This is a genomic window from Micromonospora sp. NPDC002717, from assembly GCF_040295705.1.
Taxonomy (GTDB): Bacteria; Actinomycetota; Actinomycetes; order Mycobacteriales; family Micromonosporaceae; genus Micromonospora.
This window is the reverse complement of record NZ_JBEOVW010000002.1, coordinates 293,554-309,564: the sequence shown is the minus strand read 5'-3', so window position 1 is coordinate 309,564 and position 16,011 is coordinate 293,554. Positions and strand designations below refer to the sequence as shown.

General features: G+C 72.2%; 14 protein-coding genes. 9 read left to right on the top strand and 5 right to left on the bottom strand.

What is annotated here, in order from left to right; all coding sequences use genetic code 11:
* Nucleotides 1-2: 2 nt before the first annotated feature.
* From ABT006_RS05505 to ABT006_RS05470, 8 genes are all read left to right on the top strand, one after another.
* Nucleotides 3-1,169 carry an ABC transporter ATP-binding protein gene (locus ABT006_RS05505; protein ID WP_350703241.1) on the top strand — a complete coding sequence of 389 codons (1,167 nt, stop codon included), beginning with the start codon at nucleotides 3-5 and terminating at the stop codon, nucleotides 1,167-1,169.
* Nucleotides 1,166-2,077, top strand: a complete 912-nt coding sequence (locus tag ABT006_RS05500) for an ABC transporter permease (RefSeq protein ID WP_350703240.1) — start codon at nucleotides 1,166-1,168, stop codon at nucleotides 2,075-2,077. The genes ABT006_RS05505 and ABT006_RS05500 overlap by 4 nt, the downstream gene beginning before the upstream one ends.
* Nucleotides 2,074-2,883, top strand: coding sequence for an ABC transporter permease (locus ABT006_RS05495; protein WP_350703238.1), 810 nt, complete (start codon nucleotides 2,074-2,076; stop codon nucleotides 2,881-2,883). Before ABT006_RS05500 ends, ABT006_RS05495 begins: the two co-directional genes overlap by 4 nt.
* The gene (locus ABT006_RS05490) at nucleotides 2,880-4,340 is read left to right on the top strand and encodes an NAD(P)/FAD-dependent oxidoreductase (protein ID WP_350703237.1); all 1,461 of its coding nucleotides are present in this window, start codon (nucleotides 2,880-2,882) and stop codon (nucleotides 4,338-4,340) included. Before ABT006_RS05495 ends, ABT006_RS05490 begins: the two co-directional genes overlap by 4 nt.
* Complete coding sequence (locus ABT006_RS05485) at nucleotides 4,340-5,542, top strand: saccharopine dehydrogenase family protein (protein WP_350703235.1); 1,203 nt, start codon at nucleotides 4,340-4,342, stop codon at nucleotides 5,540-5,542. The genes ABT006_RS05490 and ABT006_RS05485 overlap by 1 nt, the downstream gene beginning before the upstream one ends.
* Nucleotides 5,539-6,552: an agmatinase gene (gene speB, locus ABT006_RS05480; RefSeq protein WP_350703233.1), complete on the top strand. Its 1,014-nt coding sequence runs from the start codon at nucleotides 5,539-5,541 to the stop codon at nucleotides 6,550-6,552. The genes ABT006_RS05485 and speB overlap by 4 nt, the downstream gene beginning before the upstream one ends.
* Before the next feature lie 68 nt (nucleotides 6,553-6,620).
* Nucleotides 6,621-7,007 carry a type II toxin-antitoxin system RelE/ParE family toxin gene (locus ABT006_RS05475; protein WP_502890865.1) on the top strand — a complete coding sequence of 129 codons (387 nt, stop codon included), beginning with the start codon at nucleotides 6,621-6,623 and terminating at the stop codon, nucleotides 7,005-7,007.
* Nucleotides 7,004-7,315 (top strand): helix-turn-helix domain-containing protein, encoded by a 312-nt coding sequence (locus ABT006_RS05470; RefSeq protein ID WP_350703229.1) that lies wholly within the window; start codon nucleotides 7,004-7,006, stop codon nucleotides 7,313-7,315. The genes ABT006_RS05475 and ABT006_RS05470 overlap by 4 nt, the downstream gene beginning before the upstream one ends.
* Nucleotides 7,316-7,403: 88 nt before the next feature.
* Here ABT006_RS05470 and ABT006_RS05465 read toward each other — a convergent pair whose 3' ends face one another.
* The 4 genes from ABT006_RS05465 to ABT006_RS05450 form a co-directional block, all read right to left on the bottom strand.
* Nucleotides 7,404-7,838: a DUF6299 family protein gene (locus tag ABT006_RS05465; protein ID WP_350703227.1), complete on the bottom strand. Its 435-nt coding sequence runs from the start codon at nucleotides 7,836-7,838 to the stop codon at nucleotides 7,404-7,406.
* 514 nt (nucleotides 7,839-8,352) lie between these two features.
* On the bottom strand, nucleotides 8,353-10,287 hold the full coding sequence (locus ABT006_RS05460) for a proprotein convertase P-domain-containing protein (protein WP_350703225.1): 1,935 nt from the start codon (nucleotides 10,285-10,287) through the stop codon (nucleotides 8,353-8,355).
* 173 nt (nucleotides 10,288-10,460) lie between these two features.
* Nucleotides 10,461-11,735 (bottom strand): 4-aminobutyrate--2-oxoglutarate transaminase, encoded by a 1,275-nt coding sequence (gene gabT, locus ABT006_RS05455; RefSeq protein WP_350703224.1) that lies wholly within the window; start codon nucleotides 11,733-11,735, stop codon nucleotides 10,461-10,463.
* Between the two features lie 5 nt (nucleotides 11,736-11,740).
* Nucleotides 11,741-13,177 (bottom strand): gamma-aminobutyraldehyde dehydrogenase, encoded by a 1,437-nt coding sequence (locus tag ABT006_RS05450; RefSeq protein WP_350703222.1) that lies wholly within the window; start codon nucleotides 13,175-13,177, stop codon nucleotides 11,741-11,743.
* A gap of 135 nt (nucleotides 13,178-13,312) precedes the next feature.
* Here ABT006_RS05450 and ABT006_RS05445 point away from each other — a divergent pair, with 135 nt between their 5' ends.
* The gene (locus tag ABT006_RS05445) at nucleotides 13,313-14,752 is read left to right on the top strand and encodes an aldehyde dehydrogenase family protein (protein WP_350703220.1); all 1,440 of its coding nucleotides are present in this window, start codon (nucleotides 13,313-13,315) and stop codon (nucleotides 14,750-14,752) included.
* A 1-nt stretch (nucleotide 14,753) separates the two neighbouring features.
* Here ABT006_RS05445 and ABT006_RS05440 read toward each other — a convergent pair whose 3' ends face one another.
* Complete coding sequence (locus ABT006_RS05440; protein ID WP_350703218.1) at nucleotides 14,754-15,986, bottom strand: SUKH-3 domain-containing protein; 1,233 nt, start codon at nucleotides 15,984-15,986, stop codon at nucleotides 14,754-14,756.
* Nucleotides 15,987-16,011 lie beyond the last annotated feature (25 nt).

The following is a 16,011-nucleotide window of genomic DNA, read 5'->3' as shown; positions in this document are numbered from 1 at the left end:
GCATGGGCGGGGCGACTGTGGGGCGCGAGACACCGGCCGGCGACCTGCGGCTGGCCAACCTCACCAAACGGTTCGGCATCTTCACCGCCGTGGACGACCTCAGCCTGACCATCCCGCAGGGCTCGTTCTTCGCCCTGCTCGGGGCGTCCGGCTGCGGCAAGACCACCACCCTGCGGATGATCGCCGGGCTGGAGGAGCCGACCAGCGGGCAGGTGCTGCTCGGCGACCGGGACATCGCCCGGCTGCGCCCGTACAAGCGGCCGGTGAACACCGTGTTCCAGAGCTACGCGCTCTTCCCGCACCTGAACGTCTTCGAGAACGTGGCCTTCGGGCTGCGGCGGCGCGGCATCCGATCGGTCGACGACCAGGTCAGGGGCATGCTCGCGCTGGTGCAGCTCGACGACTACGGCCACCGCCGTCCCGCCCAGCTCTCCGGCGGGCAGCAGCAGCGGGTCGCCCTGGCCCGCGCCCTGGTCAACCGTCCGCAGGTGCTGCTGCTCGACGAGCCGTTGGGCGCGCTCGACCTGAAGTTGCGCCGGCAGATGCAGATCGAGCTGAAGCGGATCCAGACCGAGGTCGGCATCACGTTCGTGCACGTCACCCACGACCAGGAGGAGGCCATGACGATGGCCGACACGGTCGCGGTGATGAACGCCGGGAAGATCGAGCAGCTCGGCGCACCCGCCGACATCTACGAGTTCCCGGCCACCGCGTTCGTGGCGAACTTCCTCGGCCAGTCCAACCTGCTCGCCGGCGAGGCCGCCGGTCCGGGCGGCGGCGAGGTGGCGGTCTCGGCGCACGGCAACCGCTTCTCGGTGCCGGCCGGCCGGGCCCGGGTCGACCGGGGGCCGGTCCACCTGGGCGTACGCCCGGAGAAGCTGCACCTGGTCGACTCCGTCGACCAGGTCCCCGCCGGGCACCAGCACGTCACCGGGTTGGTCACCGACGCCTCCTACGTCGGGGTCAGCACCCAGTACCTGCTGCGCACCGGCTGGGGCAGCGAGCTGTCGGTCTTCGTGGCCAACAGCGGCGTGACCGGCCCGCTGGCGGTGGGCAGCGAGGCGGTGGCGCACTGGGACCCGCGGCACGCCTTCCTGCTGCCCCGGGCGCCCGGCGAGCACGACCGGACCACGCCGGTCCTGGACGAGCCGGTGGGTGCGTCCTCGTGACCGCCCTCGCGCACATGCCCGGTTCGGGGCGGTCGGCGGCGCCCCCGCCGGCCCGCCGGTCCGGTCGGCACCGGTTCCTGCCGTACCTCCTCCTGCTGCCCGGCGCGGCGTGGCTGTTCCTCTTCTTCGCCGTGCCGCTGTTCCAGCTCGCCGCCGCCAGCCTCTACGACCCCGCCGGCTCGCTCGCCACCGGGTACGCGCTGACCTGGGCGGTCGGCAACTACCCGGACGCGCTCGCGGCGTACTGGCCGCAGTTCACCCGGTCCTTCGTCTACGCCGGCATCGCGCTGGTGCTGGCGCTGCTGATGGGCTACCCGCTGGCGTACGCGATCGCGCAGAAGGCCGGCCGGTGGAAGAACCTGCTGCTGGTCTGCGTGGTCGCGCCGATGTTCACCAGCTTCCTGGTGCGCACGCTGGCCTGGAAGACGATCCTGTCCGACAACGGCTGGGTCGTCGGGCTGCTGCGCGACGTGCACCTGCTCGCCCCCGACGGCCGGCTGCTGGCCACCCCGGTCGCGGTGGTGCTCGGCCTCACGTACAACTTCCTGCCCTTCCTGGTGCTGCCGCTGTACGCGAGCCTGGAGCGGCTGGACCACCGGCTGCTGGAGGCGGCGAGCGACCTCTACGCCAGCCCGCTGCGGGTGTTCCGCCGGGTCACGCTGCCGCTGTCCATGCCGGGCCTGGTCGCCGGCACGCTGCTGTTCTTCATCCCGGCCAGCGGCGACTACATCAACGCCGAACTGCTCGGCACCCCCAACGAGTACATGATCGGCAACGTCATCGACTCGGCGTTCCTGGTCCGGCTGGACTACCCGCAGGGCGCGGCGCTGTCCTTCCTGCTGATGGCGGCGATCCTCGCGGTCGTCTTCGTCTACCTGCGCCGGGCCGGCACGGAGGAGGTGCTGTGACCGTGGGACACCGCATCGGTCGCTGGCTCGCCGAGCGCTGGGTGATGGGCGTGGCGCTGCTGGTGCTCGGTTACCTCTTCCTGCCGATCGCCGTGGTCGCCGCCCTGTCCTTCAACCGCCCGTCCAGCCGCCTGTCGTACGACTTCAACGAGTTCACCCTCGACAACTGGCGCAACCCGTGCGCCACGTCCGACATGTGTGACGCGGTGGTGCGCAGCGTCCAGATCGGCTTCATCGCCACCGTGGTCGCCACGGTGCTCGGCACCCTGATGGCGTTCGCGCTGGTGCGGCACCGGTTCCGCGGCCGGTCCGGGATCAACGTGCTGATCTTCCTGCCGATGGCCACCCCCGAGCTGGTGATGGGCACCTCGCTGCTCGCCCTCTTCGTCTCCGCCGGGGTGCCGCAGGGCTTCTGGACCATCGGCATCGCGCACGTCATGTTCTGCGTGTCGTTCGTGGTGGTCACCGTCAAGGCGCGGCTGGCCGGGATGGACTCCCGACTGGAGGAGGCCGCGATGGACCTGTACGCCAGCGAGTGGCAGACCTTCCGGCTGGTCACCCTGCCGCTGGTGCTGCCCGGCATCGTGGCCGCCGCGCTGCTGGCGTTCTCGCTGTCGTTCGACGACTTCATCGTCACGAACTTCAACGCCGGCACCACCGTCACGTTCCCGATGTACGTCTGGGGCGCCGCCCAGCGGGGCATCCCGCCGCAGGTCAACGTCATCGGCACGGCGATGTTCGTGGTCGCGCTGCTGCTGGTGCTCGCCAGCACCCTGCGCGGCCGGCGGGCGAAGCGGCTGCCATGACGGCCCCGCCCACCGGCCGGGCGCTCGCCGACGCGGCGCCCGTGCCGTACTGGCTGGACCGCCCGGAACGCCCCGACCCGCTGTCGCCGCTGCACGGCGGCACCGACACCGACCTGCTGGTCGTCGGCGGCGGCTACAGCGGCCTCTGGACGGCGCTGTTCGCCAAGCAGGACGACCCCGGCCGGGACGTGCTGCTGGTGGAGGCGGGCACCTGCGGCTGGGCGGCGTCCGGGCGCAACGGCGGGTTCTGCGCCGCCTCGCTGACCCACGGCCTGGCCAACGGCGCCGAACGCTTCCCCGACGAGATCGACGTGCTGGACCGGCTCGGCCGGGACAACCTGGACGCCATCGCCGCCACCGTTTCCGCGTACGGCATCGACTGCGAGTTCGAGCGCACCGGCGAGCTGTCCGTGGCGGTCGAGCCCCACCAGCTCGGCGGGCTGGCCGCCGACGTCGACCTGGCCCGCCGGTTCGGCCACGACGTGCGGCTGCTCGACCGCGACGAGGTACGCGCCGAGGTGGACTCGCCGACGTACCTCGGCGGGCTGTGGGACCGCGACCGGGTGGCGATGCTGGACCCGGCGAAGCTGGCCTGGGGCCTGCGCCGCGCCTGCCTCGACCTCGGCGTGCGGATCCACGAGCACACCCGGGTCACCGGGCTGCGCCGCGACGGGGCCGCGCTGCGCGCCACCACCCGTGGCGGACCGTCCGGCGCCCCCGGGGCCGACGAGCCGGGGCCGGGCGGCCACGGCGCCCCCGGCTCGGTGCGTGCGCGGCGGGTCGTCCTCGCCACCAACGCGTTCCCGCCGCTGCTGCGCCGGCTGCGGGCCTGGCTGGTGCCGGTCTACGACTACGCGCTGACGACCGAGCCGTTGACCGCCGCGCAACGCGAATCGATCGGCTGGCGCAACCGGCAGGGGCTCGCCGACACCGGCAACCAGTTCCACTACTACCGGCTCACCGGCGACGGGCGGATCCTCTTCGGCGGCTACGACGCCGTCTACCACTACGGCAACCGGATGGCCCCCGAACTGGCCCAACGGCCGGCCACCTTCACCGCCCTCGCCCAGCACTTCTTCGCCACGTTCCCGCAGCTCGCCGACGTGCGCTTCAGCCACCGCTGGGGCGGCGTCATCGACACCTGCACCCGGTTCTGCCCGTTCTTCGGCACCGCGTACGACGGCCGGCTGGCGTACGCGGCCGGCTACACCGGCCTCGGCGTCGGCGCCACCCGGTTCGGCGCCCGCGTGGTGCTCGACCTGCTGGCCGGCGGGCAGACCCCGCTGACCCGGCTCGACCTGGTGCGCAGCAAGCCGCTGCCGTTCCCGCCGGAGCCGTTGCGGGCCACCGGCATCCACCTCACCCGCTGGTCCCTGGCCCGGGCCGACGCGCGAGCGGGACGGCGCAACCTCTGGCTCCGTACGCTCGATCGTCTTGGTTTGGGGTTTGATTCCTGATGCGGATCCTGCTCGTCGGCGCCGGTGGGGTCGGCTCCGCCGCCGTCGCCATCGCCGCCCGCCGCTCCTTCTTCGAGACCATGGTCGTCGCCGACCGCGACGCCGCCCGTGCGGCGCGGGCCGTGGCCGGCCACGGCGACCGGTTCGTTCCCGCCGCCGTCGACGCCTCCTCGGCGGACGCGGTCGCCGCACTGTGCCGCGAGCACCGGATCAGCCACGTGCTCAACGCGGTCGACCCGCGCTTCGTCATGCCGATCTTCGACGGGGCGTTCGCGGCCGGCGCGGACTACCTCGACATGGCCATGTCGCTGTCCCGGCCGCACCCCGACCGGCCGTACGCCGAGACCGGGGTCAAGCTCGGCGACGACCAGTTCGCCGCCGCCGACCGCTGGTCGGCCGCCGGCCGGCTGGCGCTGTGCGGCATCGGCGTCGAGCCGGGCCTGTCGGACGTCTTCGCCCGCTACGCCGCCGACGAGCTGTTCGCCGAGATCGACGAGATCGGGGTACGCGACGGCGGCAACCTCACCGTCGACGGCTACGACTTCGCGCCGTCGTTCTCCATCTGGACCACGATCGAGGAGTGCCTCAACCCGCCGGTGATCTGGGAGGCCGGCCGCGGCTGGTACACCACCCCGCCGTTCTCGGAGCCGGAGGTGTTCGACTTCCCCGAGGGCATCGGCCCGGTCGAGTGCGTCAACGTCGAGCACGAGGAGGTGCTGCTGATCCCGCGCTGGGTCGCGGCGAAGCGGGTCACCTTCAAGTACGGCCTCGGCAACGAGTTCATCGAGGTCCTCAGGACCCTGCACAAGCTCGGCCTCGACGCGGCGTCCCCGGTGCGGGTGAGCGGTGTGACCGTCGCGCCCCGCGACGTCGTGGCGGCCTGCCTGCCCGACCCGGCGACCCTGGGCGACCGGATGCGCGGCAGGACCTGCGCCGGCACCTGGGTGCGTGGCACGGCGCGCGGCGGCGGGCCGCGCGAGGTCTACCTCTACCACGTCGTCGACAACGAGTGGTCCATGGCGGAGTACGGCCACCAGGCCGTCGTCTGGCAGACCGCCGTGAACCCGGTCGTCGCCCTGGAACTGCTCGCCACCGGCGCGTGGTCCGGGTCGGGGGTGATCGGCCCGGAGGCGCTGCCCCCGCGCCCCTTCCTCGATCTGCTCACCGGTTACGGCTCACCCTGGGGGATGCAGGAGCGATGACCCGCTACGGCCCGATGTTCGGCCCCGACGTCACCTTCCTCGGCGTCGACCGCTGCGCCCTCGACGACCCGTCGTCCTTCGCCGACGCCGACATCGTGATCGTCGGCGCGCCCTTCGACGGCGGCACCTCGCACCGGCCGGGCACCCGGTTCGGCCCGTCCGCCATCCGGCAGGCCTGCTACCTGCCGCACGACGGCTCCCGCCCGTCTCTCGCGCTGCGCGTCGACGCGCTGCGCGACCTGCGGGTGTACGACGCCGGCGACGTCGAGATGTTCTCCGGCGACATCGAGCGGTCCCTGGCCGCCCTGGAGTCGGCGGTTTTCGCGGTCGCCTCGGCCGGGGCGATCCCCGTCGTGCTCGGCGGCGACCACTCCATCGCGCTGCCCGACGCGACCGGTGTCGCCCGTCACCACGGGCTGGGCCGGGTGTCGCTGGTGCACTTCGACGCGCACGCCGACACCGGGGACATCGAGTTCGGCAGCCTGCACGGGCACGGCCAGCCGATGCGCCGGCTCATCGAGTCCGGCGCCGTACGCGGCGACCGGTTCCTCCAGATCGGCCTGCGCGGTTACTGGCCCGGCCCTTCCGTGCTGTCCTGGATGGCGGAGCAGCGGATGCGGTCGTACGAGATGACCGAGCTGGTCGCCCGGGGCCTGGACGAGTGCCTGACGGAGGCGTTCGGGATCGCGGTGGACGAGTGCGAGGGGGTCTTCCTCTCCGTCGACGTGGACGTGGTCGACCCGGGCATGGCACCCGGCACGGGCACCCCGGAACCCGGCGGGCTGACCTCCCGGCAACTGCTCGACGCGGTGCGGCGCTGCTGCTACGAGCTGCCGGTCGTCGGCGTCGACGTGGTCGAGGTCGCCCCGCCGTACGACCACGCCGACATCACCGCGTACCTGGGCAACCGGGTGGTGCTGGAGGCGCTGTCGGCGATCGCCCGCCGCCGCCGCGACGCCGCCGGCCACCCGCCCTGGACCCCGACCCAACCCCTTCTCGACTCCCGCTGATCGCAGATCACCTCGTTCGGACGCCAGGGAGCCTGTTTAGTTCGAGCTATAGTTGCATCATGAGTGCTCTGGCCGGGGGGCATTGGCCCGTGCGGGTCACCGGCGAGGTCCGGCAGTGGCTCCGGGAGCTTCGGCGTACCGATCCGGAGACGTACCGGAGCGTGAGTGTGGCCGTCGACATGCTCGCGGAGGTCGGGCCCGGGCTGGGGCGTCCGCTGGTCGACACGCTGCGGGGTAGCGCCATCAGTAATCTCAAGGAGTTGCGTCCCAGGTCGGGACGGGACGTCGCGGTCCGGGTGCTGTTCGTCTTCGATCCCTGGTCCCAGGCCGTCCTGCTCGTGGCAGGCAACAAGGCGCACAACTGGACGCGCTGGTACCACGACCACATTCCACTGGCGGAGGTCGCTTACAAGGCTTGGCTCGACCACGAGCGCAGGCGAAGGGGGGAGTCGTGACCGAGTTCCACGACTGGGAAGACGTCCGTGACGAGCTTCGTGACGACGAGACGGAGCACGAGAGGGAGCGGGCGCGTACCGAAGCGTGGGTGAGCGCGTTCCACCTGGCTGAGGAGCGTAAGCGACTGGGGCTGACCCAGCGCCAGGTGGCCGAACTGATGGGCGTCACCCCGGGACGGGTCAGTCAGATCGAGAACGGTCACCTCGATGTCAACGAGGTCGCCACGCTGAGCCGTTACGCCACAGCCCTGGGCGCTCGGCTCCGCATCATCTTCGACTACGGCAACGACCTGCGGCAGATCGCCTGACCGCCCGCCTCCCGACCCGACCCGACGGCGCCGGATCCCCCGGGCGGATGACCCGGGGGACCGGTGTGCGTGTGACGTCGCCTCAGGATCAGGCGCCGCCACTGAGTCGTACCGGCTCGGTGGTTTCCGCGACGGCGGTGGTGTCGACGACGAGCCGGGCGCTGGCGGTGGCCTGGCCGCCACGGAACGCGCCGTTGCTGGCCGGGACCGTCGCCGTCCACGTGCCGGAGCTGGTGTCGTCGGTGCACTCCGGGATCTCGGTGAAGGCCGAGCCGGTCACCGTGGATACCCGACCGACGCGCTGACTGAGGTTGACCTCGATGAAGGCGAAGCCCCTCGCGTCACCGCAGTCGTAGGTGCCGCTGATGGTGGCGGTGCCCGACTGGGCGTCGAAGGTGCCGACCGGGTCGACCGTGATCGCCGCGCTCTGGGCGAGTGCGGCGCCCGGCGAGACGCCGAACGTCGCCGCGGTGGCGAGGCACGCAACGAGGGCGAGTCTCCCGAGTTGTCTGACGGATCGCATCTCCTGCCTCCTGTCCGTCTGCGCTGGTCAATGCCCCTTGCCGGCCCCTCCGCCAGCCATTGCACCACCGTTTGCAGATCAGGAGGTGGCCAGATTTCGGACACAGCGAGCGCCGTAGATGGATGACCATGCTTGCGGCGTTGTTCCCTGCCTCGTTGGGCGATATGCCGGTGAGGCGGGAATGTGCCTCACCGGCATATCGGCTCACGATGGTGTGCCGCGCCAGACATGGCGGGCGGTCAGCGGAAGGCCGCGGCGTGGGGGTGGGCCCAGGTGGCGAACGGGCGGGGCGGGCGGCCGGGCATCCGCTCGACGGTGTCGGTGACCGGTTGCGCCACCAGGGGTGGGTTGCCCTGCCAGGACGCGAGCAGGGTCGACCAGCTCGTCGTCGTAGCCCGCCTGCCGCCACCGGTCGCGGCCTGGCCGCTCGCCGTCGAGGGTGCAGGAGGGCCCCTCGCCGCGACGGCGAGGGGCCCTTGGGTGGCGGCCCGACGGGCCGTCCGTTCCGGAGACCCTAGAGGGTCAGCGTCCAGGTGTCGATGTAGCCGGTGTCGCCGGAGGCGGCGTCCTGGACGCGCAGGGTCCAGTTGCCGTTACGGGTCTCCGAGGAGAGGTTGACCGTGTAGGTCTGGTTGATGTTGTCGGTGGAGCTGCCGCTGCGGTTGTGCAGGGTGTAGGCGCTGCCGTCGGGAGCGACGAGGCTGACGACCAGGTCCCCGATGTACGTGTGCACGATCTGCACCGCGACCTTGCTGCTGGACGAGGCGGTGCCGGTGCAGCCGCTGATCGCGACGGTGCTGGTGGCCGTCGCGTTGTCACCGACGGTCACGTTGGTGCCGTTGGTGCCGGTGCACTGCTGCGTGCCGGAGCCACCCAGGTTGAGCGTCCAGCTGTTCAGGTAGCCGGTGTCGCCGGCGCCGGCGTCCTGGACGCGCAGCTTCCAGGTGCCGTTGGCGACCTCGGCGGACAGGTTGACGGTATAGGTCTGCTTGATGTTGTCGGCGGAGCCGCCACCGCGGTTGTGCAGGGTGTAGGCGCTGCCGTCCGGGGCGACGAGGCTGACGACGAGGTCACCGATGTAGGTGTGCACCAAGTCCACGGCGACCGTGCTGGTGGCGCCCGCGTTGCCCGTGCAGCCCGCGATGGTGATGGTGCTCTCCACCGTGGCGTTGTCCCGGATCGTCACGTCGGTGCCGTTGGTCTGGGTGCAGCCGGTGGTCGGCGGGGGCGTGGTGCCGCCGTCGCCGAGGTTGAGCAGCTTGTTGGGCGAGCCGGTGCCGGGGCTGGTCACCACGTTGCTGGTGGCGTCGGCGACGAGCTTGTCGCGCACCTGCTGCGGGGTGAACGTCGGGTTGGCGGCGAGCACGAGCGCGGCGGCGCCGACCACGTGCGGGGTGGCCATCGAGGTGCCGCTGATGGTGTTCGTGGCGGTGTTGCTGGTGTGCCACGCCGAGGTGATCGAGCTGCCGGGGGCGAAGATGTCCAGGCAGGTGCCGATGTTGGAGAACGACGAGCGGGCGTCGGTGTTGGTGGTCGAGCCGACGGTGATCCCGGCGGGGGTGCTGGCCGGGGAGCTGTTGCAGGCGTTCGCGCCGCTGTCGTTCCCGGCCGCGAGGCCGTAGCTGACGCCGTCGGCGATGGAGCGGGCCACCGCGTCGTTGAGGGCCTGGCTGAAACCGCCGCCGAGGCTCATGTTGGCCACCGCGAGCTGGCCGGCGGCGTGGTCGCCGGTCACCCAGTCGACGCCCTGGATGACGCCGGCGTCGGTGCCGCTGCCCTGGCAGTCGAGCACCCGGACGCCGACGAGGGTGACGCCCTTGGCCACGCCGTAGGCGCTGCCGCCGACCGTGCCGGCCACGTGGGTCCCGTGCCCGTTGCAGTCGTCGGCGCTGCCGCCGTCGATCGAGTCGAACCCGGTGACCGCCCGGCCGCCGAAGTCGCCGTGGCCGAACCGGATCCCGGTGTCGATGATGTACGCCTTCACGCCCGAGCCGGTGTTCGGGTAGGTGTACGAGTTGTTCAGCGGCAGCGCGCGCTGGTCGAGCCGGTCCAGGCCCCAGGACGGCGTGGGGCTCTGCGTACCGCTGATCCGCACGGTGTGGTTCTGCTGGACGTAGCTGATCGACGGGTCGGCGGCGAGCCGCTTGGCCTCGGCCTCGGACATCCGGGCCTCGAAACCGCGCAGCGCGTTCTGGTACGTCCGGTTGACCGCGCCGCCGTGCCGGCCGGCGAGGTCGCGCGCCCGCTTCGTGACGTCGGCCCGTCCCACGGTGGCGTCCTTGAACACGACGATGTACGACTCGTCGACGGCGGTGGGGCCGCCTGCCAGGAGGATCTGCCCCTCGGCGGGGGCGGCCGTCGCGGGTGCGCCGAACGCCACGGCGGTGGCGACGGCGGCGGTCATCACGCCGAGACGCCAGCGGCGCGCGGCAAGGTGGGGAAGTGTCATCCCTCGGGTGTTCCTCTCGCTCCACGACGGCGGGTCCCGCCATCGATCGCAGTTGATCAAAGTGAGCAAGAGCGTAGATCGTTTGCAGCGCGATGTGTAGATCTATCGATGTTTGGTTACTCGGGGGAAACAAAGATAGGGGGTGGGTGCGGCGCCGCCTCGCGCCCGCGCCGCTACGTGCCGAAAGCCTCGTCCAGGATGTCCAGCCCTCGACGCAACTCTGTGTCGGAGATCACCAGCGGCGGCAGGAAGCGCAGCACGTTGCCGTACGTGCCGCAGGTCAGGGTGAGCAGGCCGGCGGCGTGACAGGCCGCCGAGACCGCCGCCGTGGCGACCGGGTCGGGCGTCAGGGTGCCGGGCCGGACGATCTCCACGGCGAGCATCGCGCCCCGGCCACGTACCTCGGCGATGCGGGGATCGCGGTCCGCCACGGCCCGCAGGCGCGCCGTCATCGCCGCGTCGATCCGGCGGGCCGCCCCCGCCAGGTCCAGCTCGTGCATGGTCGCGATCGACGCGAGCGCCGCCGCGCAGGCGATCGGATTCCCGCCGTACGTGCCGCCGAGCCCGCCGACGTGCACCGCGTCCATCAGGTCGGCCCGGCCGGTGACCGCGGCCAGCGGCAGGCCGCCGGCGATGCCCTTGGCCAGGGTGACCAGGTCCGGTTCCACGCCCTCGTGCTGGCAGGCGAACCAGTCGCCGGTGCGGCAGAACCCGGTCTGGATCTCGTCGGCCACGAACACCACCCCGGCCGCCGTCGCCCACTCCCGCAGCGCCGGCAGGAATCCCGGCGCCGGTACGACGAACCCGCCCTCGCCCTGGATCGGCTCGATCAGCAGCGCGGCGACGTTCTCCGCGCCGACCTGCTTCTCGATCGTCTCGATCGCGCGGGCCGCGGCGGTCGACCCGTCCAGCCCGCCGTCGCGCAGCGGGTACGACATCGGCACCCGGTAGATCTCCCCGGCGAACGGCCCGAACCGGTGCTTGTACGGCATGTTCTTCGCGGTCAGCGCCATGGTCAGGTTGGTCCGGCCGTGGTACGCGTGGTCGAACACCACCACCGCCGGCCGCCCGGTGGCGTGCCGGGCGATCTTCACGGCGTTCTCCACCGCCTCGGCACCCGAGTTGAACAGCGCGGACCGCTTGTCGAACGCGCCCGGGGTGAGCGCGTTGAGCTGCTCGCAGACCGCCACGTACGACTCGTAGGGGGCGACCATGAAGCAGGTGTGCGTGAAGCGCTCGACCTGCGCCCGCACCGCCTCGACCACGCGCGGCGCGGAGTTGCCGACGTTGGTGACGGCGATGCCGGCGGCGAAGTCGATCCACTCCCGGCCGTCGACGTCGACGATGGTGCCGCCCGACGCGCGGTCCACGTAGGACGTCATGGTGCTGCCGACGCCGCGGGCCACCGCCGCGCCGCGCCGCTTGTGCAGTTCGTCCGAGGAGGCCATCGCGCTCAGCCCTCGATGTTGTGCATGACGTGCTTGATCCGGGTGTAGTCCTCCAGGCTGTAGACCGAGAGGTCCTTGCCGTGGCCGGAGTGCTTGAAACCGCCGTGCGGCATCTCCGAGACGAACGGGATGTGCGTGTTCACCCAGACACAGCCGAAGTCGAGCCGGCGGGTCATCCGCATCGCCCGGCCGTGGTCCTTCGTCCAGACCGAGGCCGACAGGCCGTATTCGACGCCGTTGGCCCAGCGCACGGCCTCGTCCTCGTCGGAGAACCGCTGCACGGTGATGACCGGCCCGAACACCTCGTCCTGGATGATCTCGTCGGACTGGCGCAGCCCGCTGACGACGGTCGGGGCGTAGAAGTAGCCCCGCTCGCCGACCTGCGAGCCACCGGTCTCGACCTTCGCGTGGTCGAGCAGCCGGTCCACGAAGCCCCGCACCCGGGCCAGCTGGTTGGCGTTGTTGAGCGGGCCGTAGAGCACGTCCGCGTCGTCCGGCGCGCCGGTCTTCGTGTTGCGGGCCTGCTCGGCCAGCGCCGCCACGAAGTCGTCGTGGACGCCGGGGCCGGCGAGCACCCGCGTCGCCGCCGTGCAGTCCTGCCCGGCGTTGAAGTAGCCGCCGACCGCGATCGCCTCGGCCGCCGCCGCCACGTCCGCGTCGTCGAAGACCACCACCGGGGCCTTGCCGCCCAACTCCAGGTGGGTCCGCTTGAGGTCGGGGGCCGCGGCGGAGGCGACCTCCATGCCCGCGCGGGTCGAGCCGGTGATCGACACGAGCTGCGGGGTCGGGTGCGACACGAGCGTACGACCGGTGTCCCGGTCGCCGCAGACCACGTTGAACACCCCCGGCGGGAAGAACTCCGACGCGATCTCGGCCAGCAGCAGCGTCGACACCGGCGTGGTGTCCGACGGCTTGAGCACCACCGTGTTGCCGGCGGCCAGGGCCGGGGCGATCTTCCAGACCGCCATCATCAGCGGGTAGTTCCACGGGGTGACCTGCGCGCAGACGCCGATCGGCTCGCGCCGCACGTACGACGTGTGCCCCGCCATGTACTCGCCGGCCGAGCGCCCCTCCAGCATCCGGGCCGCCCCGGCGAAGAAGCGGAACTGGTCGACCGCCGGCGGCAGCTCCTCCTCGGCGGTGAGCTGACGCGGCTTGCCGGTGTTGCGTACCTCGGCGTCGACCAGCTCGGCGGCGCGGGCCTCGACCGCGTCGGCGAGCCGGAGCAGCGCCTTCTGCCGCTCGGCCGGGGTCGTGTCCCGCCAGGTCTCGAAGGCGTCGGCGGCGGCCCGCATCGCCGCGTCCACGTCCCCGGGCCCGGACACCGGGGCCTGCGCGAAGACCTCTCCGGTGCACGGGTCGACCAGGTCGGCGTAGCCGCCGTCGGTCGGCTCGACGTAGTCGCCGTTGACGAAGTTGCGCAGCTGCTGCTGGTCACTCATGACGGGCTCACTCCGAGAGGGGGTGGTCTGCGGCGGTTATCGCAATCTGACTGCCATCTTGGCCACTGAATTCGCGGCAGACAAGGGTTGACGCGACTGTTTCCGTGGACGGGTTGGTCGTCTACGCTGCTCCACGTGGAGTCCGCAGCCTTCTATGTCGCCTCCCGCCCCGCCCACGGCGAGGGCGAGCTGACCGTCCACCACCCTTACGACGGGCGCGCCGTCGGTCGTACCACCCTCGCCACCGCCGCCCAGGTCGAAGCGGCCGTCGCGGCAGCCGCCGGGGTGGCCGCGACGGCCGCGGCCCTGCCCGCGCACGCCCGCGCGGCGGCCCTGGACCACGTGTCCCGGCGGCTCGCCGAGCGGGCCGACGAGATCGCGCGGCTCATCACCGCCGAGAACGGCAAGCCGCTCAAGTGGGCGCGGGCCGAGGTGGGCCGGGCCGTCTCCACCTTCCGTTGGGCGGCCGAGGAGGCGCGGCGGTTCTCCGGCGAGCTGCAACGCCTCGACACCGATCCCGCCGCCAGCGGGCGGATCGCCCTGGTCCGGCGGGTGCCGAAGGGGCCGGTGCTCGGCATCGCGCCGTTCAACTTCCCGCTCAACCTCGTCGCGCACAAGGTCGCCCCGGCGATCGCGGTCGGCGCCCCGATCGTCGTCAAGCCCGCCCCCGCCACCCCGCTGTCCGCGCTGCTGCTGGGCGAGCTGCTCGCCGAGACCGACCTGCCGGAGGGGATGTTCTCGGTGCTGCCGCTGCCCAACGAGCGCGCCGCCGAGCTGGTCGCCGACCCCCGGCTGCCGGTGGTGTCGTTCACCGGCTCCGGGCCGGTCGGCGCGGCGATCCGCCGGTCGGTGCCCGACAAGCACGTCACCCTGGAGCTGGGCGGCAACGCCGCCGCCGTGATCTGCGAGGACTGGAACACCGACGAGGACCTGACCTTCGCCGCGCACCGCACAGCGACGTTCTCCAACTACCAGGCCGGGCAGTCGTGCATCGCCGTGCAGCGGGTCTACGTGCACGAATGGCTCTACGACGCGTTCCTGCCCCGGCTGGTCGCGGCCGTGCAGAAGCTGCGCACGGGCGACCCGTCCGACGAGCTGACCGACGTCGGCCCGCTGGTGTCCGAGGAGGCCGCCCGCCGCGTCGAGGCGTGGGTGGACGAGGCGGTCACGGCCGGCGCCACCATCGAGGTGGGCGGCCGGCGCGAAGGCGCCACCTACCCACCGACCGTGCTCACCGGAGTGCCGGCGGACGCCAAGGTCTGCACCGAGGAGGTCTTCGGGCCGGTGCTGGTGGTCGCCCCCGTCGAGCACGACCAGGCCGCGTTCGCCGCCGTCAACGACTCGGCGTACGGGTTGCAGGCGGGCGTCTTCACCCATCGCCTGGACGTCGCCTTCGCCGCGCACCGCGCCCTGGAGGTCGGCGGGGTCATCGTCGGCGACGTGCCGTCGTACCGGGCCGACCAGATGCCGTACGGCGGGGTCAAGGGCAGCGGCGTCGGGCGCGAGGGACTGCGCAGCGCGATGGAGGACTACACCGACCCGCGCGTCATGGTGCTGACCGGGGTGACTTTGTAGCTCACCAGGTGCCGTCGTCGCGGACGCGGGCCGGGGCACGGCCGAGCAGCAGGGTGGTCAGCGCGGCGTCGACGTCCGCGCCGAGGAACCACTCGCCGGCCTGGTCCAACGCGAACACCCGACCCCGCTCGTCGACAGCGAGGATGCTGTCCTGCCGCTCGGTGCCGATGGGAAAGAGCCGCGCTCCGAGGACGGCGGCGAAGTCGGCCAGGGTGTCGGCGGTGTGGGCGACCTGACGTGGGCGGATGTCGAACCGGGAAATCCACACCTGCTCGCCAGGACCGCGCCGAGCGCCTACCAGGCTGGGGAAGGCGGTGAGCGTCGCGAGGGCGGCCGGGAAGCTGGCGTGGGTGGACGTCCTGCCCCGGACAGCGCTCACGTCCCTGATGGCGGACATGGCGACGACCTCGTCCCCGAAATGAGGCCGCCAACCGGCCGCGACGAGCGCCTGCGCGACCTCGGGCGGGAATCGGCCGGGGTCGGGATCCGGCTGCGGATCCGGCTGCCACGGCATCGTGAAGGCCCGGTCGGACCAGGGAAGAAGGTTGAACTCCACGAGCAGATCCACGCAGGAATCGCAGGGGCGGTCCGCAGGGCCGCCGTTGGGATCCCCCGGCTCGCGCACCCGGAAGACCTCGAATCGCGCGCTCTGCAGGAGATCCTTTGCGTCGGCCATGTTCAGTGGGGCGATGCCCTCGGCGGCACGGCGGTGGTCGAAGTCGTGCAGGGCGTCCGAGACGACGATCAGCTCGGCGTGCCGGTCGCCGCCGCGCGCCAGGTGGCCGGCGGGCAGCTCGTCCAGATAGGCGCGGACCAGTGGGTGGTGGTGCAGCTCGACGTCGCCCTTGGCCCCCTGCGCGCGGAACAGCCGGCCCTCGACGGTCAGGTGCGCCGCCGTGCCGGGGGTCGGTAGCCGGCGGATCTCGCGGAGCAGTTGGCTCGCCGGATCGACCGTGCGCGGCGCGCCGGGACCCTCCGTCCGGCTCGTGCGGTACATCTGCTCGACGATCTCCACCGGCACGCGTGGCCAGGTGGTCACCTCACCGGTCTGCTTGTCCACCACGGTGGTCGGCAGCTCGCCCGGCACCGTCCTCGCGTCGACGGACACAGTGGACGTGATCACGTAACCGAGGTCGAACTCGTCGACCGTCGGGCGGCACTCGTGTCCCAGGCGCTGCGACTCGCGGAGGGCCCACACGGCGGCGAGTTGCTCGGCCTGCTGGCGATCGATCACGGGCTCGAAACTACCGGACCCCACG

What these genes read in the sequence shown, in the direction of transcription:
- ABT006_RS05505 (WP_350703241.1), top strand. Translation starts at nt 3, where the DNA reads ATGGGCGGGGCGACTGTGGGGCGCGAGACACCGGCCGGCGACCTGCGG.
- ABT006_RS05490 (WP_350703237.1), top strand. Translation starts at nt 2,880, where the DNA reads ATGACGGCCCCGCCCACCGGCCGGGCGCTCGCCGACGCGGCGCCCGTG.
- ABT006_RS05485 (WP_350703235.1), top strand. Translation starts at nt 4,340, where the DNA reads ATGCGGATCCTGCTCGTCGGCGCCGGTGGGGTCGGCTCCGCCGCCGTC.
- speB (WP_350703233.1), top strand. Translation starts at nt 5,539, where the DNA reads ATGACCCGCTACGGCCCGATGTTCGGCCCCGACGTCACCTTCCTCGGC.
- ABT006_RS05465 (WP_350703227.1), bottom strand. Translation starts at nt 7,838, where the DNA reads ATGCGATCCGTCAGACAACTCGGGAGACTCGCCCTCGTTGCGTGCCTC.
- ABT006_RS05460 (WP_350703225.1), bottom strand. Translation starts at nt 10,287, where the DNA reads ATGACACTTCCCCACCTTGCCGCGCGCCGCTGGCGTCTCGGCGTGATG.
- gabT (WP_350703224.1), bottom strand. Translation starts at nt 11,735, where the DNA reads ATGGCCTCCTCGGACGAACTGCACAAGCGGCGCGGCGCGGCGGTGGCC.
- ABT006_RS05450 (WP_350703222.1), bottom strand. Translation starts at nt 13,177, where the DNA reads ATGAGTGACCAGCAGCAGCTGCGCAACTTCGTCAACGGCGACTACGTC.